Annotated in this window: 23 protein-coding genes; 16 read left to right on the forward strand and 7 right to left on the reverse strand. The window is 75.0% G+C overall.

From position 1 onward, the window contains the following. Positions 1-104 precede the first annotated feature (104 nt). The 3 genes from BDZ31_RS04295 to BDZ31_RS04305 are packed head-to-tail and all read left to right on the forward strand — an operon-like array spanning position 105 to position 2,817. Positions 105-1,040, forward strand: a complete 936-nt coding sequence (locus tag BDZ31_RS04295; protein WP_183339322.1) for a VOC family protein — start codon at positions 105-107, stop codon at positions 1,038-1,040. Beyond that, a complete protein-coding gene (locus BDZ31_RS04300; RefSeq protein ID WP_183339324.1) occupies positions 1,037-1,705 on the forward strand; it encodes an alpha/beta hydrolase in 669 nt (222 codons plus the stop codon). The genes BDZ31_RS04295 and BDZ31_RS04300 overlap by 4 nt, the downstream gene beginning before the upstream one ends. Then, positions 1,705-2,817, forward strand: a complete 1,113-nt coding sequence (locus BDZ31_RS04305; protein WP_183339326.1) for a dehydroquinate synthase/iron-containing alcohol dehydrogenase family protein — start codon at positions 1,705-1,707, stop codon at positions 2,815-2,817. The genes BDZ31_RS04300 and BDZ31_RS04305 overlap by 1 nt, the downstream gene beginning before the upstream one ends. Here the strand turns inward: BDZ31_RS04305 and BDZ31_RS04310 are convergent. Both BDZ31_RS04310 and BDZ31_RS04315 read right to left on the reverse strand, forming a co-directional pair. Further along, a complete protein-coding gene (locus BDZ31_RS04310) occupies positions 2,810-3,586 on the reverse strand; it encodes an ABC transporter permease (RefSeq protein WP_183339328.1) in 777 nt (258 codons plus the stop codon). The two genes, BDZ31_RS04305 and BDZ31_RS04310, sit on opposite strands and share 8 nt — an antisense overlap. Then, positions 3,583-4,515, reverse strand: coding sequence for an ABC transporter ATP-binding protein (locus tag BDZ31_RS04315; RefSeq protein WP_183339330.1), 933 nt, complete (start codon positions 4,513-4,515; stop codon positions 3,583-3,585). The genes BDZ31_RS04310 and BDZ31_RS04315 overlap by 4 nt, the downstream gene beginning before the upstream one ends. 189 nt (positions 4,516-4,704) lie before the next feature. On the opposite strand from BDZ31_RS04315, the gene BDZ31_RS04320 reads away from it, so the two are divergent. Together BDZ31_RS04320 and BDZ31_RS04325 are read left to right on the forward strand one after the other, a co-directional pair. Further along, positions 4,705-5,943, forward strand: coding sequence for a sensor histidine kinase (locus tag BDZ31_RS04320; RefSeq protein ID WP_221242908.1), 1,239 nt, complete (start codon positions 4,705-4,707; stop codon positions 5,941-5,943). Beyond that, positions 5,940-6,611 (forward strand): response regulator, encoded by a 672-nt coding sequence (locus BDZ31_RS04325; RefSeq protein WP_183339334.1) that lies wholly within the window; start codon positions 5,940-5,942, stop codon positions 6,609-6,611. Before BDZ31_RS04320 ends, BDZ31_RS04325 begins: the two co-directional genes overlap by 4 nt. Before the next feature lie 13 nt (positions 6,612-6,624). On the opposite strand, the gene BDZ31_RS04330 is transcribed toward BDZ31_RS04325, so the two are convergent. Next, positions 6,625-7,242 (reverse strand): GNAT family N-acetyltransferase, encoded by a 618-nt coding sequence (locus BDZ31_RS04330; protein ID WP_183339336.1) that lies wholly within the window; start codon positions 7,240-7,242, stop codon positions 6,625-6,627. Between the two features lie 89 nt (positions 7,243-7,331). Between BDZ31_RS04330 and BDZ31_RS04335 the strand changes: the two genes are divergently transcribed. Next, positions 7,332-7,589 (forward strand): hypothetical protein, encoded by a 258-nt coding sequence (locus BDZ31_RS04335; RefSeq protein ID WP_183339338.1) that lies wholly within the window; start codon positions 7,332-7,334, stop codon positions 7,587-7,589. 32 nt (positions 7,590-7,621) lie between these two features. Then, positions 7,622-7,891, forward strand: a complete 270-nt coding sequence (locus tag BDZ31_RS04340; RefSeq protein ID WP_183339340.1) for a DUF2277 domain-containing protein — start codon at positions 7,622-7,624, stop codon at positions 7,889-7,891. Positions 7,892-7,963: 72 nt separating this feature from the next. Here BDZ31_RS04340 and BDZ31_RS04345 read toward each other — a convergent pair whose 3' ends face one another. Then, complete coding sequence (locus BDZ31_RS04345) at positions 7,964-8,332, reverse strand: translation initiation factor (RefSeq protein WP_183339342.1); 369 nt, start codon at positions 8,330-8,332, stop codon at positions 7,964-7,966. A 142-nt stretch (positions 8,333-8,474) separates the two neighbouring features. Between BDZ31_RS04345 and BDZ31_RS04350 the strand changes: the two genes are divergently transcribed. From BDZ31_RS04350 to BDZ31_RS04360, 4 genes are all read left to right on the forward strand, one after another. Next, positions 8,475-8,825, forward strand: a complete 351-nt coding sequence (locus tag BDZ31_RS04350) for an SDR family NAD(P)-dependent oxidoreductase (RefSeq protein ID WP_246344417.1) — start codon at positions 8,475-8,477, stop codon at positions 8,823-8,825. Next, the gene (locus BDZ31_RS24730) at positions 8,822-8,959 is read left to right on the forward strand and encodes an SDR family oxidoreductase (protein ID WP_281381463.1); all 138 of its coding nucleotides are present in this window, start codon (positions 8,822-8,824) and stop codon (positions 8,957-8,959) included. The genes BDZ31_RS04350 and BDZ31_RS24730 overlap by 4 nt, the downstream gene beginning before the upstream one ends. A 67-nt stretch (positions 8,960-9,026) precedes the next feature. Beyond that, a complete protein-coding gene (locus tag BDZ31_RS04355; protein WP_183339343.1) occupies positions 9,027-9,968 on the forward strand; it encodes a YgfZ/GcvT domain-containing protein in 942 nt (313 codons plus the stop codon). A gap of 29 nt (positions 9,969-9,997) precedes the next feature. Beyond that, complete coding sequence (locus BDZ31_RS04360; protein ID WP_183339345.1) at positions 9,998-10,936, forward strand: aldose 1-epimerase; 939 nt, start codon at positions 9,998-10,000, stop codon at positions 10,934-10,936. 1 nt (position 10,937) lies between these two features. Here the strand turns inward: BDZ31_RS04360 and BDZ31_RS04365 are convergent, their stop codons facing one another. Beyond that, complete coding sequence (locus tag BDZ31_RS04365) at positions 10,938-11,429, reverse strand: Lrp/AsnC family transcriptional regulator (protein ID WP_183339347.1); 492 nt, start codon at positions 11,427-11,429, stop codon at positions 10,938-10,940. Between the two features lie 107 nt (positions 11,430-11,536). On the opposite strand from BDZ31_RS04365, the gene BDZ31_RS04370 reads away from it, so the two are divergent. From BDZ31_RS04370 to BDZ31_RS04385, 4 genes are all read left to right on the forward strand, one after another. Next, positions 11,537-12,934: a cystathionine beta-synthase gene (locus tag BDZ31_RS04370; protein ID WP_183339349.1), complete on the forward strand. Its 1,398-nt coding sequence runs from the start codon at positions 11,537-11,539 to the stop codon at positions 12,932-12,934. Beyond that, positions 12,931-14,025, forward strand: a complete 1,095-nt coding sequence (locus BDZ31_RS04375) for a PLP-dependent transferase (RefSeq protein ID WP_183339351.1) — start codon at positions 12,931-12,933, stop codon at positions 14,023-14,025. Before BDZ31_RS04370 ends, BDZ31_RS04375 begins: the two co-directional genes overlap by 4 nt. Positions 14,026-14,202: 177 nt before the next feature. Beyond that, complete coding sequence (locus BDZ31_RS04380) at positions 14,203-14,769, forward strand: hypothetical protein (protein ID WP_183339353.1); 567 nt, start codon at positions 14,203-14,205, stop codon at positions 14,767-14,769. Positions 14,770-14,771: 2 nt separating this feature from the next. After that, the gene (locus BDZ31_RS04385; protein ID WP_183339355.1) at positions 14,772-14,915 is read left to right on the forward strand and encodes a hypothetical protein; all 144 of its coding nucleotides are present in this window, start codon (positions 14,772-14,774) and stop codon (positions 14,913-14,915) included. Positions 14,916-15,021: 106 nt separating this feature from the next. Here the strand turns inward: BDZ31_RS04385 and BDZ31_RS04390 are convergent, their stop codons facing one another. Beyond that, on the reverse strand, positions 15,022-16,644 hold the full coding sequence (locus tag BDZ31_RS04390) for a peptide chain release factor 3 (protein WP_183339357.1): 1,623 nt from the start codon (positions 16,642-16,644) through the stop codon (positions 15,022-15,024). A 59-nt stretch (positions 16,645-16,703) separates the two neighbouring features. Between BDZ31_RS04390 and BDZ31_RS04395 the strand changes: the two genes are divergently transcribed. Next, complete coding sequence (locus tag BDZ31_RS04395; protein ID WP_183339359.1) at positions 16,704-17,867, forward strand: FAD-dependent oxidoreductase; 1,164 nt, start codon at positions 16,704-16,706, stop codon at positions 17,865-17,867. On the opposite strand, the gene BDZ31_RS04400 is transcribed toward BDZ31_RS04395, so the two are convergent. Continuing rightward, positions 17,822-18,637, reverse strand: coding sequence for an ABC transporter ATP-binding protein (locus BDZ31_RS04400; protein WP_183339361.1), 816 nt, complete (start codon positions 18,635-18,637; stop codon positions 17,822-17,824). The two genes, BDZ31_RS04395 and BDZ31_RS04400, sit on opposite strands and share 46 nt — an antisense overlap. Positions 18,638-18,693: the final 56 nt, after the last annotated feature.

An 18,693-nucleotide genomic window follows, 5' to 3' on the forward strand; every position in this document is an offset into this window, starting at 1 on the left:
GCAATGGCGCCGCGGGGTAGGCGCAGGGTGAGAACGGCCACAAGTAGTTGCGCGCGCAACAACATGATATGGTTGCGCGTGCAACTGCACCAGAGGAGCGGACGATGAAGCTCGAGGCCCTGCACCACATCACGATGATCACCGGCGAGGCGCAGAAGAACGTCGCGTTCTACGCGGACGTGCTCGGCCTGCGGCTGGTGAAGAAGACGGTCAACTTCGACCAGCCGGAGGCGTACCACCTCTACTTCGGCGACGAGCAGGGCTCCCCGGGCTCGATCCTCACCTGGTTCGAGTTCCCCGGCGCCGCGCGCGGCCGCGCCGGCCTCGGGATGGTCCACACGCTCCAGCTCGGCGTCGCGGACGGGGCGTCGCTCGACTTCTGGGCCGAGCGCCTGGCGGCGCACGGCTACGACGCCGTCCGCGCCGACCCGCGCACGCTGCGCTTCGAGGACTACGACGGCCTCGGCCTCGAGCTGGTCGTCGCCGACGACGGCAACCCGCCGCTGCGCGCCGCGCATCCGGAGATCCCCGCCGAGCACGCGATCGTCGGCCTGGAGGGGGCGCGGGCGTACAGCATGTTCGCGAACGTCGAGGAGTCGGTCCTGACCGACACGCTCGGCTTCACCCACCTTGGCGGCGGCGAGTATCGCCTCGACGGCGACGAGCGCCACTTCCACTGGGCCTACGACCAGGCGACGAGAACGGGCACGCCCGGCGCCGGCACCGTCCACCACATCGCGTGGGCGTCGCGCGACGGCGACCATCTCGGCTGGCAGGAGCGGGTCCAGCGAGCCGGCGGCTTCGTCACCGACGTGCTCGACCGCGACTACTTCAGATCGATCTACTTCCGCGAGCCGCGCGGCGTGCTGTTCGAGATCGCGACGCTCTCGCCCGGCTTCGCCGTCGACGAGCCGGCCGACCGCCTCGGCGAGGAGCTGCGGCTGCCCAGGCAGCACGAGCATCTGCGCGCGCAGCTGGAGCAGGCGCTGACCCCGGTCGTCAACCCCCGCGCCGCGCGTCGGCAGGAGGCGAAGGCATGAGCGCGCTGACGTATCAGGAGCGTCCGGCCGCCGGCCGGGCCGAGGGGCTGCTCGTCCTCCACCACGGCCGCGGCGCCGACGACCGCGACCTGCTCGGGCTCGGCGACGTGCTCGATCCCGAGCGGCGGCTCCACGTCGTCACGCCGCGCGCGCCGCTGACGCTCGACGGCTGGCCCGGCTACCACTGGTACGTCGTGCCGCGCGTCGGCTACCCCGACCCGGCGACCTTCCGAGCGGCCTACGACAGGCTGGCCGCCTTCCACGACGAGCTGTGGGAGCGGACCGGCGTCGCGCCGGAGCGGACGATCCTTGGCGGCTTCTCGATGGGCTCGGTGATGAGCTACGCGCTCGGCCTCGCCGGCGAGCGGCCGAAGCCGGCCGGGATCCTCGCCTTCTCCGGCTTCGTGCCGACCGTCGAGGGCTGGCAGCCCGACGTCTCCTCGCGCGCCGGCCGCACCCGCGCCTTCGTCGCCCACGGTCGCCGCGACCCGGTGATGGCGGTCGACTTCGCGCGCCGCGCGAAGGAGCTGCTGGAGGCCGGCGGGGTCGAGCTCGAGTACCACGAGTCCGACGCCGGCCACCACATCGATCCGGCGCACGTCCCGGCCGCGGTCGAGTGGGTCGCGACGACGCTGCCCTCGCCGGCCGGCGAGCGGGCGGCCTGATGGCCGCGGCCGGCTTCCGGCACGACGAGGCGCAGCGGTCGATCGTCTTCGGCCGCGGCGCGGTCGGCGAACCGGCGACCGCCGAGCTGCTCGGCGAGGGCTACGCGCTGCTGACGACGAGCCGCGCCGCCGACGCCCTCCCGGCGCTCGCCGAGCGCGCGGCGCGGATCGTCGACGTCCCGCACGGCAAGGTCGACGTCGTCGCCGGCGACCTGCTCGCTTCCGGCGTCGAGCCGCGGCTTGAGGAGCGGCTGGTCGCGCTCGGCGGCGGCCGCGTGATCGACGTCGCGAAGGCGCTCGCCGCCGCCGGGGCGGTCGCGGGCCGTCCGCGTGCCGTCGCCGCGATCCCGACGACGCTGTCGGGCGCCGAGATGACCGGCGGCCACCGACACGCCCGCGGGGTCGACCCGTCGGCGCCGCGCGTGCGGCCGTCGCTGGTCGTCAACGACCCCGCTCTGAGCGCCTCGCACGCCGTGCCGGAGCTGGCGGCGTCGAGCGCCAACGCGCTCGGCCACGTGCTGATCGCGCTCGCCAGCGCCCGCACGACCCCGTTCGCCCGCGCCGTCGCGCGGGAGGCGGCGGTCCAGCTGGCGGCCGGGTGGGTCGGCGACGCGGGCGCCGGCCGCTCGCCGGCGGCGCCGTCGCGGGCGGGAGCGGACCCTGACCGAGACGTCGCCGCGCCCGGCGGCCGGCAGACCGACCCCGATCGCGACGCCGTCGCGCTCGGTGCGCTGCTGGCCGGCTGGGCGGTCGACGAGAGCGGCCTCGGCCTCCAGCACGTGCTGGCCCAGACGGCCGTCCGCATCGCCGGCGCCGGCCACGCCGAGGCCAACGCCGCGCTGCTGCCGGCGACCGCCGCCGCCGTCCGCCGCCGCGCCCCCGCGGTGCTCGAGCCGCTCGACGCGTTGCTCGGGATCCGCTTCGAGGAGCTCGCCGCGCGCCTGCGCAGCCGCGCCGGCGCCAGCCTCGGCCGGCTCGCGGACGACGACGAGCTGTTGGAGGCCGTCGTCGCCGCCGCCGGACGCCGCGCCGACGAGCTGCAGCGGATCGCCCCCGCGCCCGACGGCGACGAGCTGCGGGCGCTCTATCGCGCCGCGGCGGGCCCTACTTGAGCTCCTCGCGACGCAGGCGCCAGGCGCCGATCAGCAGCGGGAGGAGCATCCAGAGCGCGAGGGCGGTGATCGCTCTCGCCCACTGCTCGCCGCTCAGCAGCTCGCTCGTCATCGGCGCGAGCGCGCGCGAGCTGTCGACCCACTCGGCGATCTTCTCGAAGAACGAGAACTCGCCAAGGATGCCGAATGCCATCGGGAGGGCGAAGTAGAGGACGATCGCCGGCGCGGAGGCGAGCAGGGCCGCGCCGAAGCCGATCCCCATCGCCATCCCGGTCGCCATCATCAGGAAGTCCTGCAGCAGCAGGCCGACCGGCAGCGACCAGACCCCGTCGCCCTCCGGGGCGATGACGGCGACGGCGGCCGCGGCGATCGCGAGCGACAGCAGGAAGGCGGCGACCGCGAGCACCAGGCCGGCGGCCAGCTTGGCGACCAGCACGCGGCCGCGCTGGGGGACGAGCGCGAAGGTGACGAGCGCCGTCCGCTGCGTCCATTCGGAGGTGACGAGCAGGATGCCGATCACCGGCAGCAGGACGCTCGCCGGCGCGATCGCGACCTCCAGCATCGAGCGGAAGCGATGATCGGCGGCCTCGCCGGCGAAGCCGACGATCGCGATCGCGGCGAGCGTCAGCGCCGCGGTCGTGAGCAGCAGCCAGAGGCCGGCGCGGGTGTCGACCATCTTGCGCAGCTCGACGCCGGTCAGGCGCACGAGGCCCGGGCGGGCGTGCTCGGGCCCGATGCCGGCGGCGGGGGCGGTGGCGAGTGCGCTCATCGGGCGGCCTCCGTCAGGTCGGGATCGGTCGCGGCGGCCGGGAAGCTCTCCGGCGCGCCCTGGGTCAGGTCGAAGAACAGCTGCTCGAGGCCGGCGCCCTGCGAGAGCGCGAGATGGCGCAGCGCGACGCCGCCGGCGAGCGCGGCGCGGCCGACCTCCTCGGGCTCGGCCTCGACGACGAAGCCGCCGTCGCTGCCGGGCCGGGCGGCCAGGCCGGCCGCGTCGAGCGCGGCGCGCAGCGCCGCCTCGTCGCGCGCCTCGACGATCGTGCCGGTGCCCTGCAGCAGCTCGTCGCGCGTCCCCTGCGCCTGGATTCTGCCGTTGCCGATGATGACCAGCCGGTCGGCGGTCGCCTCGACCTCGTGCAGCAGGTGGGAGGAGAGCAGCACGGTCCCGCCGCGGTCGGCGAAGTCGCGCAGCAGCTCGCGCATCCAGCGCATCCCCTCCGGGTCGAGTCCGTTGGCCGGCTCGTCGAGGATCAGCACCTCGGGGTCGCCGATCAGCGCGTTGGCGATCCCGAGCCGCTGGCGCATGCCGAGCGAGTACTGGCGGACGCGCTTGCGGCCGGCGCTCTCGTCGAGCCCGACCCGTCTCAGCAGCTCGCCGACGCGCGACTCCGGCACGCCGATCACCTGCGCGGCGAGCGCGAGCACCTCGCGGCCGCGGCGGCCGGGGTGCTGCGCGGAGGCGTCGAGCAGGATGCCGACGCGGCGGCCGGGATTGGGCAGGTCGCGGTAGCGTCCGCCAAGGATCCGCGCGCTGCCGGCGTCGGCCGGCGAGAGGTCGCACAGCATCCGCATCGTCGTCGTCTTGCCGGCGCCGTTGGGGCCGAGGAAGCCGGTGACGGTGCCGGGCTCGCAGCGGAACGTGACGTCGTCCACCACCACCCGGCCGCCGAGTCGCTTCGTGAGGCCGTCGGATTCGATCATGACCGGGATCCTTCCCATCCGAGCGGACGTGCGCCACGGACCGCGGTCGACGCCGCCATCGACTTCGGTAGGGGGTCCGGCCGCGCCTCCGGTCGTACGCTGTGCCGCATGGCGAGCGAGCCGATCGACGACCTCGCCGGCGGCCACGCCGGCGTGCCGCGCTGGCAGCAGGCGCTGCTGCCGGGCGCGATGCGCGCCGCCCCCGACGGCCGCCGCTCCGCGCGCGACTGGTTCGTCGACGTGCTCATGTTCCTGCTGGCGCTCGGGATCGGCGCGCTGCTGCTCGCCGAGTCGTGGGACGACCACACGACGGCGACCGCCGCGATCGACGTCGTGCTCGGGATCGCGGCGACGATCGCGCTGTGGTGGCGCCGCCGGCATCCGGTCGCCGTCGCGGCCGGCAGCGGCGTGCTCGCGCTCGCCTTCGCCTTCCCGGCAGGTGCGGCGCTGATGGCCTACTTCAGCGCCGTGCTGCGCGTGCGGGTGCGGGCGCTCGTCGCGCTGTCGCTGCTCGGCGGAGGCGCTTCGATCACCTTCCCGCTGCTGTACCCGTCGCAGGACCCGACCTCGACCGAGATCGCGTTCGGCCTGATGCTGACGGTCGTCGTGCTGGGCTGGGGGCTGTTCGTGCGCGTCCAGCGCGAGCTGGTCAGATCGCTGCACGAGCGGACCGCTCGCGCGGAGTCCGAGCAGCGGCTGCGGATCGAGCAGGCGCAGGCCGCCGAGCGGCGCCGGATCGCGCGCGAGATGCACGACGTGCTCGCCCACCGCGTCTCGCTGCTGTCGCTGCACGCCGGCGCGCTGGAGTTCCGTCCCGACGCGCCGCCGGCCGAGATCGCCGAGGCGGCCGGCGTCGTGCGCGCGAGCGCCCGCGCCGCGCTGGAGGACCTGCGCACCGTGATCGGCGTGCTGCGCGAGGAGGGCGCGGACGGGAACGGGGCCGCGGCCCCCGAGCCGCCGCAGCCGACGCTCGCGCAGATCCCGGCGCTGGTCGAGCAGTCGCGCGCGACGGGGACGAGGGTCGGCTGCCGCATCGATCTCGCCGGCCTCGACGGCGCGACGGTCGGCGACGCGCTCGGCCGCACCGCCTACCGGATCGTCCAGGAGGGGCTGACCAACGCCCACAAGCACGCGCCGGCCGCGGCCGTCGAGGTGGCGGTCGTCGGGCTCGCGGCCGGCGACGGCGCCGCGCGGACCGAGCGGGGCCCGTCTGCCGACGGCCCGCGGCTCGTCGTCGAGGTCGTCAGCCGACCGGCCGTCGGGATGCCCCCGCCCGCGCGCGGCGAGATGCTGCCCGGCGCCGGCACCGGGCTCGTCGGCCTGAGAGAGCGGGTCGCGCTCGCGCACGGCGAGCTGGTCCACGGCCCGGATGCCCGCGGCGACTTCGTGCTGCGCGCGATACTGCCGCTGATGGGAGCCGGCAGGTGAGCGACGACGCGGCGGACGCGATCCGCGTCCTGCTCGTCGACGACGACGCGCTCGTCCGCTCCGGCCTGCGGATGATGCTCGCCGGCGCCGAGCGGATCGAGGTCGTCGGCGAGGCCGACGACGGCCGCGGCGTGCTCGCCGCCGTCGACCGCCACCGGCCCGACGTCGTGCTGATGGACATCCGCATGCCGCAGCTCGACGGGATCGCGGCGACGCGCCTGCTGCGCGCCCAGCCGGCGTCGCCGGAGGTGCTCGTGCTGACGACCTTCGACGCCGACGAGCTGGTGCTGCAGGCGCTGCGCGCCGGCGCCGCCGGCTTCCTGCTGAAGGACACGCCGCCGCGCGAGATCGTCCGCGCGATCGAGCTGGTCGCGGCCGGCGAGGCGATGGTCTCGCCGAGCGTCACGCGCCAGCTGATCGCGCTCGTCGCCGGCGACGGCGAGGCGGCGGCGCGCGGCGAGCGAGCGCGGAAGCGGCTGGCGACGCTGAGCCCGCGGGAGCGGGAGGTCGCCGACGCGGTCGGCCGCGGCCGCGCCAACGCCGAGATCGCCGCCGAGCTGCACATGAGCGTCGCGACGGTGAAGGCCCACGTCTCGCGCCTGCTGGCCAAGCTCGAGGTCGACAACCGCGTCCAGATCGCCCTGCTGGTGCAGGACGCGGGCGGCTGAGCCGAGCGCCGCCCTACGCGCCGGCGGCCGGCCGCGGCTCGCGCCGCATCAGCCAGACGCGCGGACCGTCGCTCGGCATCTCGACCTCGGCGGCGACGCGGAAGCCGAGCCGCTCGTAGAGACGGACGTTCGCCGCCGAGGAGGTGTCGAGCACGGCCAGCTCGCCGTCGCGGTCGAAGCCGGCGAGCGCCGGCGCGAGCACGCGCGTGCCGAGCCCGGCGCCCTGCCGCTCCGGCCGCACGCCGACGGCTGCGAGCACCCAGTGCTCGCCGCTCGGCGCGTGCGCGGCGAGCAGCTCGACGCCGGCGGCGACGTTGGCGATCCGCGAGCCGCTCAGCCGCGCGATCTCGGCGACCAGTCCTTCGCGCTCGAACAGTTCCTCCTGCTGCGCCGCCGCACGGCTGCTCGTCCACGCCGCGACGGCGGCGCAGTCGTCGCTGACCCACAGCTGCCCCAGCTCCAGCGCGACGCGCAGGTAGATCGCGTACAGGCCCTCGAGCCGCGCGGGGTGGTCATCCGGGTCGACGACCCAGCGCGTCCACGCGTAGTCGGCGAAGGCGGCGGCGAGCGTCGCCGTGGCCGCGGGCAGGTCGGCGGCGTCCGCGCGGCGGATGGCGGGGGAGGCGCTCATGCGGTTCCCCCAAGGGTAGGCGCAGGCGGGCCGGCCGCGTCGCGACATCGGCCGGTTGACCGCCGCCCGCGGCGGTGACAACAGTGGCGATGCGTGCATCGGCCGACAGCTCGGGCGGCTGGAAGCGCGCCGCGCTGCTGCGCGCCGCGGCGGTCGCCGCGCTCGCGGTCGTGGGGCTCGTGCTTGCGTTCGCGGCCGACGGCACCGTCTCCGACGTCGGCTACACGTTGTTCGGCATCGCGTTCGTGCTCGCCCTCTCGCTCGCCTTCCTGGAGGTCGGCTACAGCGAGGATCGCGCCCGCGCGCGCGAGGAGCGCCGCAGACGCGGCAGCGGACCGCCGGGCTGACGTTCCGGCGCTCGGCGGCTAGCATCGGGGGCATGTGCCGGAACATCAGAACGCTCTACAACTTCGAGCCGCCGGCGACCGAGGACGAGGTCCACGCGGCGGCGCTCCAGTACGTGCGCAAGATCAGCGGCTTCACGAGACCGTCGCAGGCGAACGCCGAGGCGTTCCAGCGGGCGGTCGAGCAGGTCGCCGCGATCTCGCGCGAGCTGCTCGACGAGCTGACGACCAACGCGCCGCCGAAGGACCGCGAGGTCGAGGCGGCGAAGGCGCGCGCCCGCGCCCAGCAGCGCTACGCGGCGTAGCGCCGCGCCGGCGGGCGCGTGCGGCGATACTCGGGGCCGCGGCCGGGCTGGGACCAGGCCGCCGGCCGCGGGTCAGCCGCCGGCGAGGACGGCGTCGAGGCCCTCGGCTCTGAGGACCTCCATCACCGTCTCGCGGTGATCGCCCTGCAGCTCGATCACGCCGTCCTTGGCGGAGCCGCCGACGCCGCAGCGCTTCTTCAGCCTGCCGGCCAGCTCGCGCAGGGCGTCGTCGCCGAGCCCGACGTTCGAGACCGTGGTGACCGTCTTGCCGCGCCGGCCGGAGGTCTCGCGGCGGACCTTCACGCGGCCGCCGCCAGCGCCGCCGCTCGGCTGGGCGGGGCCGCGGTCGCGCCGGTCGCGGCCGGCCTTGCGCCGGTCGCCGTCGTCGGAGGACCAGACGACGGCGCTCGCTTCGTCGCTGCGTGAGATGCGCTTCGGCATGGCGCTGAGGCTAACGGACGCCGCCGTGCGGACTCTTCGCGACGGTTACGCGGCCGGCCGGAGCGCCGCGGCCGAAAACCTCTAGCGGCGAACCGGGGCCGCGAGCGAAGGTGCTGCTCCGATGAACGAAAGGAGCAGCACCATGGATCTCGAACTCGCAGGCAAGACCGCCGTCGTCACCGGCGCCAGTCGCGGCATCGGCCTCGCCGTCGCGCAGGCGCTCGCCGCCGAGGGCGCCCGCGTCGTCGCCGGCGCCCGCACCTCGTCGCCCGAGCTGGCGGCGGTCGCCGCGACCGTCGTGCCGGTCGACCTCGCCGCCGCCGGCGGGCCGGAGCGGCTCGTCGCGACCGCGCTCGACGCGCACGGCGCGATCGACCTGCTGGTCAACAACGTCGGAGGCAATCCTGGACCGACGAGGACGGCCCCGGCGCGGCGATCGCGCGGACGGCCGGACTCGACCGCGAGGCGCTCATCGAGCAGCTGCCCGGCATGATCGGCATGACGAGCGGCCGCTTCGCCGAGCCGCGCGAGGTCGCCGCGCTCGTGCTGCTGCTCGCCTCCGGCGCGGCGCCGAGCGTCCGCGGCGCCGACCTCGTGATCGACGGCGGCGCGCTGAAGGCGATCTAGCGGAGACGCGCACCCCGGACCGCGCGGCCTTGACTTCAAGCCGCCTTGAAGTGTCACCCTGGGTGGCATGGCCGCCGCGCTCCAGCTCCGCGATCGCTCCGACGCCGGCAAGCTCGCCGTCTCCGGCCCCGACGCGGCCGCCTTCCTGCAGGCGCTCCTGACCGCCGACCTCGCGGGCCTCGCGCCGGGCAGCGGGACGGCGACCGCGCTGCTGGCGCCGAAGGGGCAGGTGCGCGCGCTCGGGCGGGTGCTCGCGGTCGAGCGCGGCTACCTGCTCCACTGCGAGCGGCCGGCGCTGGAGGGGCTGTTCCGCGGGCTGTGGAGCGGGCGGGTCGGCTGGCGGGTGGAGATCCACAAGCTGACGCTCCAGCAGGGCCTCGTCACCGTGCTCGGCGACGACGCGGCGCAGCGGCTCGGCCTGTCGCTTCCCGCCGGCGCACCGGAGCACGCCCATGTCGCGACCGACCTCGACGGGATTCCCGTCCGCGCGGTCCGCTCGTGGGCCGGCGTCGACCTCGTCGTGCGCGCCGACAGGGTCGCGGCGCTGCTGGAGGCGGTCGCGGCGCGCCCGGCCTGCGGCGCCTGCGACGAGGGGAGCTGGACGGCGCTGCGGGTCGCCGCCGGCCGGCTCGCCTACGGCTGCGACGCGGGCGAGGCCTCGCTGCCGGCCGAGCTGGCGCTCGGCGAGGCGACCGTCGCGACCGGCAAGGGCCTCTACCCGGGCCTCCAGACCGTCCTGCGCCAGCAGCGCTCGGGGACGATCCACCGGCGCGTCTGCCGCGTCCACGCCGCCCGCGCGCTGCTCGCGCCCGGCGACGAGCTGGTCGCCGGCGGCGCGGGCGCGGACAGAGCCGGCGCCGGCGCACGGGTCGTCGGCGCCGTCACGAGCGCCTGCGCCTTCGACGCGCTCGCGATCGTGCGCACCGGCGCGGAGGGCCCGCTCGTCCATCGCGAGACCGGCACCCCCGTCGCCGTGACGCCGATCGACGAGGCGCGCCCGTCGTTGTAGCGGCGGCCGTTCGCTGCGACGATCCCTCCATGTTCGAGCGGACGGAGATCGAGGGCTTCGCGGCGGTGCGGCTGCGCGACGGCGACGACGACGCGCTGGAGGCGACCTTCCTCCCCGGCGCGGGCATGCTCGGCCTCTCGCTGCGGGACGGCGGCGAGGAGCTGCTCGGCCAGCACCGCGGCGTCGACGCCTACGTGCGCGAGGCGAGAACGCTCGGGATCCCGTTGCTGCATCCGTGGGCCAACCGGCTGTCGCGCGACGCCTACGCGGCCGCCGGCGCGACGGTCGAGCTGGCGCCGGACGCGCCCGGCGTCCACCGCGACGGCAACGGCCTCGCGATCCACGGCCTGCTCGCCGGCGCGCCCGAGTGGGTCGTCGAGCCGCTCGACCCCACCGGCTTCGCCGCGACCTTCGACTTCGCCGCCCGCGCCGACCTGCTGCCGTCGTTCCCGTTCCCGCACCGGCTGCGGATCGAGGTGACGCTCGCGCGCCGCACGCTGCGCCTGGAGACGACCGTCACGGCGACCGGCGAGCGCTCCGTCCCGCTCGCGTACGGCTTCCACCCCTACCTGCGCATCCCCGGGCTGCCGCGCGTCGACTGGGAGGTCGAGCTGCCGGCGCTGCGCCACCTCGCGCTCGACGGGCGCGGCATCCCGACCGGCGCCGCCCACGCCGAGCCGGCCGCCGCCTTCCTGCTCGGGACGCGCACCTTCGACGACGCCTACGATCGCGTCGAGCCGGGCGCCGTCTTCGCCCTGCAGGGCGGCGGCCGGCGGATCGAGGTCGCCTTCGAGCAGGGCTTCCCGGCCGCCCAGGTCTACGCGCCCGCCAGCGAGGATGTGGTCTGCTTCGAGCCGATGACGGCGCCGGTCGACGCGCTCGTCAGCGGCGACGGCCTGCGGCTCGTCGGGCCCGGCGAGAGCGACACGTCGGTCTTCTCGATCGCCGTCTCGCGCACGCTGGCGTGAGCTAGACGACGCCGACGCCGCGCACGACCTCGTAGACGAGGTTGGTCTCGGCGTGGGCGACCGACGGGTGGCTGGCGAGGTGCTCGACGACGAACTCGCGCAGGTCGCCCGGGTCGGCGGCGGCGACGCGCAGCAGGTAGTCGTCGCCGCCGGTCATGTGGAAGAGCGTCAGCACCGCCGGCAGCGCGCGGACGTGGGCGGTGAAGCTCTCGATCTGCTCGCGCGAGTGGACCGACAGCCGAACCGCGATCATCGCCTGCAGCGGGCGGCCGAGCGCGGCCGGGTCGACCTCGGCGTGGAAGCCCCGGATCACGCCGCGCTCGATCAGCGCCCGCACCCGCGCGAGACAGGTCGAGGGCGCCACGCCGACCGCCTCGGCGAGGCGGGCGTTCGGCATCCGCGCGTCGGCGACGAGCAGCTCGACGATCCGGCGGTCGATCGGGTCGAGCGGGTCCGAGGGCGCGAGCGGCGATGCGACGACGTTCGGCGACATTGCACAAGCCTACCTGTCAAACCGCAGAAACGAGAGCGAAATCGGCGATATTCCGATGATTCTGCGGATGTCAAATCGATTGGCCGAACGCCCGCTACGCTCGAACGATGAGCCTCCACCGCACCGCCACCGAACCGGTGATCGCCGACTCGATCCTCGAGACGATCGGCGACACCCCGCTGGTGCGCCTGGCCCGCTACGGCGCCGGCCTCACGCCCCAGCTCGTCGCGAAGGTCGAGTCGTCGAATCCCGGCGGCTCGATCAAGGACCGCGTCGCCGTCAGCCTGATCGAGGCCGCCGAGCGCGACGGCCGCCTCCAGCCCGGCGGCACGATCGTCGAGCCGACCTCCGGCAACACCGGCACCGGCCTCGCGATCGCCGCCCGCATCAAGGGCTACCGCGTGATCGCCGTGATGCCGGACAAGATGTCGCGCGAGAAGATCGACCTGCTGCGCGCCTACGGCGCCGAGGTCGTGATCGCGCCGACCGACGTCCCGCCCGACTCGCCGCGCTCCTACTACCGCGTCGCCGACCGCCTCACCGAGGAGATCCCCGGCGCCTTCCAGCCCAACCAGTACCGCAACCAGGCCAACCCGGCCGCCCACGAGGCGAGCACCGGGCCGGAGATCTGGGAGCAGAGCGGCGGACGGATCACCCACCTCGTCGCCGGCGTCGGGACCGGCGGGACGATCACGGGCATCGGCCGTCACCTGCGGAGGATGAAGCCGGAGATCGAGATCGTCGGCGCCGACCCCGAGGGCTCGATCTACTCCGGTCCCGAGGACCAGGTCCGCCCGTACCTCGTCGAGGGCGTCGGCGAGGACTTCTGGCCCGAGACCTTCGACCGCTCGATCGTCGACCGCTACGTCACCGTCAGCGACAGAGACTCCTTCCTCGCGGCGCGCAGACTGGCGATGACCGAGGGGATCCTCGCCGGCGGCTCGGCCGGCACCGCGCTGCACGCCGCGGTCGAGGTCGCGAAGGGGATCGACGACCCGGCGGCGATGGTCGTCGTCGTGCTCCCCGACGGCGGCCGCTCCTACCTCAGCAAGGTCTTCAACGACACGTGGATGAGCGAGCACGGCTTCCTCGGCGGCGGCCCCTCCGACGCCCGCGTCGGCGACGTTCTGCGCGCCAAGCACGACAGCTCGCCGCCGCCGCTGGTCACCGTCCACGCCCACCAGCGGGTCCGCGACGCCGTCTCGCTGCTGCACGAGCACGGCGTCTCGCAGCTGCCGGTCGTCTCCGCGCACGACCCCGACGCGATCGTCGGCTCGGTCGGAGAGCGCGGCCTGCTCGCGCACGCCGTCGGCGACGCCGCGCTGCTCGACGCCGAGATCGTCCACGTGATGGAGCCGCCGCTGCCGGCCGTCAGCGCGACCGACCCGGTCCGCGACGCGGTGACGCTGCTGAGCGGCGAGCGCCAGGCGCTGCTCGTCACCGACGGCGGCCGCGCGGCGGGGATCGTCACGCGCACCGACCTGCTGGAGGCGCTCGCGAGATGACGTCGTTCCAGACGCGCGCCGTCCACGCGGGCCTCAGACCGGACCCGAGCTACGGCTCGGTGATCCCGCCGATCCACCAGACCTCGACCTACCGCCAGTCGGCCGTCGGCGAATTCGTCGGCGACTACGACTACGCCCGCTCCGCCAACCCGACGCGGTCGGCGCTGGAGGAGGCGCTCGGCGCGCTGGAGGGCGGCAGCGCCGTCGCCTTCTCCTCCGGGCTCGCGGCGGCGCACGCGCTGCTCGTGCACGTGATGAGAAGCGGCGACCACATGGTGCTGCCGGCCGACCTCTACGGCGGCACCTTCCGGCTCGTCGACAAGGTGCTGGTCCGGTGGGGCCTGCGCTACACGCTCGTCGACCAGACCGACCTCGACGCGCTCGCGGCGGCGATCGAGCCCGACACGCGGGTCGTCTGGGTCGAGACGCCGACCAACCCGCTGCTGAACGTCGTCGACGTGCGCGGCGCCGTCGAGCGGGCGGCGGCCTCCGCGGCGCGCCCGCTGGTCGTCGTCGACAACACCTTCGCGACGCCGTTCAACCAGCGGCCGCTGGAGCTCGGCGCCGACGCCGTCGTCCACTCGACGACGAAGTACCTTGGCGGCCACTCCGACGTCGTCGGCGGCGCGGTGATCGCGAAGGAGGAGGCGCTCTACGAGGGGATGCGGTTCGTGCAGAACGCGGTCGGCTCGGTCCCCGGCCCCTTCGACAGCTTCCTCGTCCACCGCGGCCTGCGGACGCTGCCGCTGCGGATGCGCGCGCACGCCGAGAGCGCCGCCGCGGTGAGCGAGTTCCTGCGCTCCGCGGAGGGCGCCGCCGCCGGCGCGAGCGACGTGCGCTGGCCCGGCTTCAGCGGGATGGTCTCGTTCCGCCACCCCGACGCCGTCGGGATCGCGCAGCGGACGCGGCTGTTCACGCTCGCCGAGTCGCTCGGCGGGGTCGAGTCGCTGATCGAGGTCCCGCAGGCGATGACCCACCAGTCGGTCGAGGGCTCCGACGCGGCTGTCCCCGCCGATCTCGTGCGGCTCTCCTGCGGCGTCGAGGAGCCGGCCGACCTCGTCGCCGACCTGCGCGCGGCGCTGGCCGGCTGAGCCGCGACGCCGGCGCGCGCCTCGCCACCGGGTCGGCAGCCGGTCGAGCGAGACGGTCGTCGATCGCTGCGCAGTTCCGGCGCGCTCCGGTGTTGATCCGTCGCGGGCGGCACCTCCAGTCTGCGAACGATGCGAGCGAGACGGAGTGAGTACCCCGCGAAGCGACTGCTGGCCGACGTGAGGAAGGCGCGCGCCGCCCTTCCCGCCGAGCATCGTCGACTGCTCGACGAGATCGGCGCCCAGGAGACCGTCGTCGCGGACTGGCCCCAAGGCGTCCTCAACTTGTACCTGACGCTGCGAGAGCGCCCGCCGTCGCCGGTGCAGCTCGAACGTGCGGCTGCGGCGTGGCTCGAGGCCCGCCGCACCGTCGCCTTCAACCTTGCCTTCTTCACGACGATCGTCGAGGGCCTCGACGATCGGGCTCGCGAGCAAGTGGTCGCGCACGTCGCCTGGCACGAGTACGGCCACGCGCTGAGCGTTACGCGGTCGACGTGGCACCAGCGTCGCGAGGGCCCGCGTCTCCACGCGCTGCTGCCTCCCGATCTGCGCGACGCAATCGACTTCCCGGGCCTTTATCGTCGGGATCAACTGTTCGATGAGGTAATTGCCACGATTTATCCAGTAATGGTCGAACGCGTCCGGAACGGTGACTACCGTGCAGCGGAGTTCCTGCACCCAGAGGTGCGCCGTGCGTTCGAGGAGATGATCCCGTGGCCGCCGAGCCGACCGACAGATCAGACGTGACCGTGTTCCCCGCCAGCCAGGTCGTCCCGCTGCTGCGCGCGATCGCAGATCCGGAGGGCACCGGGCGCGTTCGGCCCGACGACGCGGCCACGCTGCGCCAGGTCGAGCGCAACGTCGCCGCATACGAGCGCCGCGACGACGCCTGACGTACAGCGCCGCGTCAGCTCGGCCCGGCGCCGGGAGGCGAGACGCGGCCGGCTGCCGGCCGCCGCCCGCGCCGATGCTGTTGCATCTGCCTGCGTCAGCGGCCGGTCAGCGCGTCAGCAGCCGATCGAGCGTGATCTCGGGGTGATCGCGCTCCAGCCGCTGGAGCACGAACTCGCTGCGGAAGACGGCGAGGTGGGTGCCGTCGGCGCGTACGAGCACCTCGGCTCCGGTCGCCTCGCGGACCGTCGGGACGTCCTCGGGCTCGGTCCGCCGCGCGACCGTCCACGGCGCCTCCTCCAGCCGCACGGCGGCGTTGAACTCGTGCTCCATGCGGTTGACGGCGACATCGAACTGGAGGCGGCCGACGCCGGCCAGCACCGGCACCGGGTCGCCGGCGGCCTCGCGTCTGAGGACGTGGACGACGCCCTCCTCGTCGAGCTGCTCCAGCCCGCGGCGGAACTGCTTGTAGCGGGAGACGTCGCCGTTGCGGACGAACATGAAGAACTCGGGCGCCAGCGACGGGATCGCCGGGAAGCGCGCCGGCTCCTCGAGCCACAGCGTGTCGCCGACGCGCAGGTCCTGCGCCCCGACGACGCCGACGACGTCGCCCGGGAAGCCCTCCTCCAGCAGCGACCGCTCGCGGCCGAAGACCTCGTGCGCGTGGGCCATCGCGAGCGTGCGGCCGGTGCGCTCGTTGGTGACGCGCATGCCGCGCTCGAAGCGGCCGGAGCAGATCCGCACGAAGGCGATCCGGTCGCGGTGACGCGGGTCCATGTTCGCCTGCACCTTGAAGACGAGCCCGGCGAACGGCGCCTCCAGCTCCCGCACGCCGTTCGGCTCGCCGGCGGCGTCGACCTCGTGGCGCGGCGCCGGCGCCGGCGCGATCGCGACGAGCGCGTCGAGCAGCGGTCCGACGCCGAAGTTGGAGACGGCCGAGCCGAAGAACAGCGCGGTCGCGCGGCCGTCGCGGAACGCGGCGTCGTCGAACTCCTCGTCGACGGCGTCGAGCAGCTCCAGCTCCTCGCGCGCGGTCGCCCACGCGCCCTCGTCGGCGCCCGCGGCGCTCTCGGCGTCGAGCACCTCGACCGGCGCGATCGTCGCGCCGCCGCTGGTGCGCGTGAAGCGGTGGAAGAGGTCGGTTCTGCGGTCGATCACGCCCTCGAAGGAGCCCGGCAGGCCGACCGGCCAGTTGAGCGGGATCGCCTCCAGGTCGAGCACGCTCGCGAGGTGGTCGAGCACCTCCAGCGGCTCCATGCCGGGGCGGTCGTACTTGTTGACGAAGGTCAGCAGCGGGATCCTGCGCGCCCGCGCGACCTCGAACAGCCGCAGCGTCTGCGGCTCGACGCCCTTCGCCGCGTCGATCAGCATCACGGCCGCGTCGACAGCCGACAGCACGCGCAGCGTGTCCTCGGAGAAGTCCTTGTGGCCGGGCGTGTCGAGCAGGTTGAAGACGGTGCCGGCGTGCTCGAAGCGGAGCACCGTCGAGGAGACCGAGATCCCGCGTCGCTTCTCCAGCTCCATCCAGTCGGAGGTCACCTCGCGCCGGCCCTGTCTCGCCTTCACCGAGCCGGCCTCGGCGCCGCCGAGCGCGCCGGCGTACAGCAGCAGCTTCTCCGTCAGCGTCGTCTTGCCGGCGTCGGGATGGGAGATGATCGCGAACGTCCGCCGACGCGCCGCTTCCGCGGCGATCGATCCGGTCGCCGCGGGGGCGGGTGGCGCGCTGCTCATGCCCCTCATGGTGGCAGCCGCACCGACCGCCCGCTGCCACCGGACTAGAGTGGGGCGGCATGGCAGATCTCCACGCAAGCGACTCCACCGCCACCCGCGTCCTGATCGCCGGGGGCGGCATCGCGGCCGTCGAGACGCTGCTGGCACTGCGCGCCGCCCCGCGCGGCGGGCAGCTGGCGGTCACGCTCGTCTCGGCCGGCGACCAGCTCGAGTACCGGCCGCTGAGCGTGCTGGAGCCGTTCGGGCCGGCGCCGCTGCGGCGCTACCCGCTCGAGCGGATCTGCGCCGAGCACGACGCGACGCTCGTGTGCGACCGCGTCGTCGCGGTCGACGGCGACGACAGAGCGGTGCGGCTCGCCGGCGGCGGCGCGCTGCCCTACGACGCGCTCGTCGTCGCGGTCGGCGCGCGGCGCGAGCCGGTGCTGGCGCATGCCCACACCTTCCGCGCCGAGGACGACGGGGACGGCACGCAGTGGATCGTGCGCGAGCTCGAGCAGCAGCTCGCCCGCAACGTCACGTTCGTGGTGCCGGAGGGCAGCGGCTGGTCGCTGCCGCTCTACGAGCTGGCGCTGCTGACCGCCCGCCACGCGGAGGCGAGAGGGATCGGCGACGTCGCGCTGACGCTCGTCACGTGCGAGCCGGAGCCGCTCGCGATCGTCGGCGGCGAGGCCAGCGCGGCCGTCGGGCGCCTGCTCGGCCGCGCCGACGTGCGCGTGCTCGCGGGCCGCCGCGCCGTCGCGTGGGACGGACGCATCGTCACGCTCGACCCGTCCGACGCGGAAGGGCCGCTCGTCGCCGACCGCGTGATCGCGCTGCCGCGCCTGCACGGCCCGGCGATCGAGGGCCTGCCGGCCGACGAGCGCGGGTTCATCGAGGTCGACGGCCACATGCGCGTGCCGGGCCTCGACGGCGTCTACGCCGTCGGCGACGCGACGACCGTCCCCGTCAAGCTGGGCGGCCTCGCCGCCCAGCAGGCCGACCTCGCCGCCGCCCTGATCGCCCGCGCCGCGGGCCCCGACGCCTCCCGTTCGGCGGTCCTGCGCGCGATCCTCCTGACCGGCAGCGCGCCGCTCTACATACAGGCGCTGATCGAGGGCGACCACCCGAAGGCCTCCTCCGTCTCCAAGGAGCCGCCGTGGTCGCCGCCGCAGAAGGTCGCCGCCCGCTACCTCGCGCCCTACCTGGAGGGCTGGCAGGAGCGGGCGTCGGGCGGCGACGCGTAGGCGCTCGGCGCCAGGAAGCGGATCGCGGGGCGGCCGGGGCCGGCGGCGTCGGGGAGGACCTCGGCGGCGACCTCGTAGACGTCGGCGATCAGCGCCGGGGTGAGGACGTCGGCGGGGCGGCCCGCGGAGACGAGGCGGCCCGCTCTCAGGACGATCACGCGGTCGCAGAAGAGCGCCGCGAGGTTGAGGTCGTGGAGCGCGACGACCGTCGTCAGCGGCAGCCGGCCGACGAGCGCGAGCAGGTCGAGCTGATGGCGCACGTCGAGGTGGTTTGTCGGCTCGTCGAGCAGCAGCTCGCGCGGCTCCTGGGCCAGCGCGCGGGCGATCTGGACGCGCTGCTGCTCGCCGCCGGAGAGCGTGCGCCAGCGGCGGTCGCGCAGCGCGGACGTGCCGGTCTCGGCGAGCGCGCGCTCGACGGCGCGCGCGTCGGCGTCCGCGTCGCCCGACCAGCTGCCGCGATGCGGGATCCGGCCGAGCCGCACGACCTGCTCGGCGGTCAGGTCGACCTCGGTCGACGCCTGCTGCTCGACGACCGCGACCCGCCGTGCGACCTCGCCGCGGCGCAGTGTCCGCAGCTCGCGCCCGTCGAGCAGGACCGCGCCGCCGTCCGTGCCGCGCAGCCCCGCCAGCAGCCGCAGCAGCGACGACTTGCCCGAGCCGTTGGGGCCGAGCAGCCCGAGCGTCTCGCCGTCGCGCAGCGCGACCGAGACGCCGTCGACGATCAGCCGCCCGCCGGCCGACCAGCTGACCTCTCTCGCGGCCAGCGTCATGTCATGACACGATCGTCGACGTCATGACATGACGCGGAGGAGGAGAGACGCGCACG

Origin of the sequence: Conexibacter arvalis, assembly GCF_014199525.1 — a bacterium.
Lineage (GTDB): Bacteria > Actinomycetota > Thermoleophilia > Solirubrobacterales > Solirubrobacteraceae > Conexibacter > Conexibacter arvalis.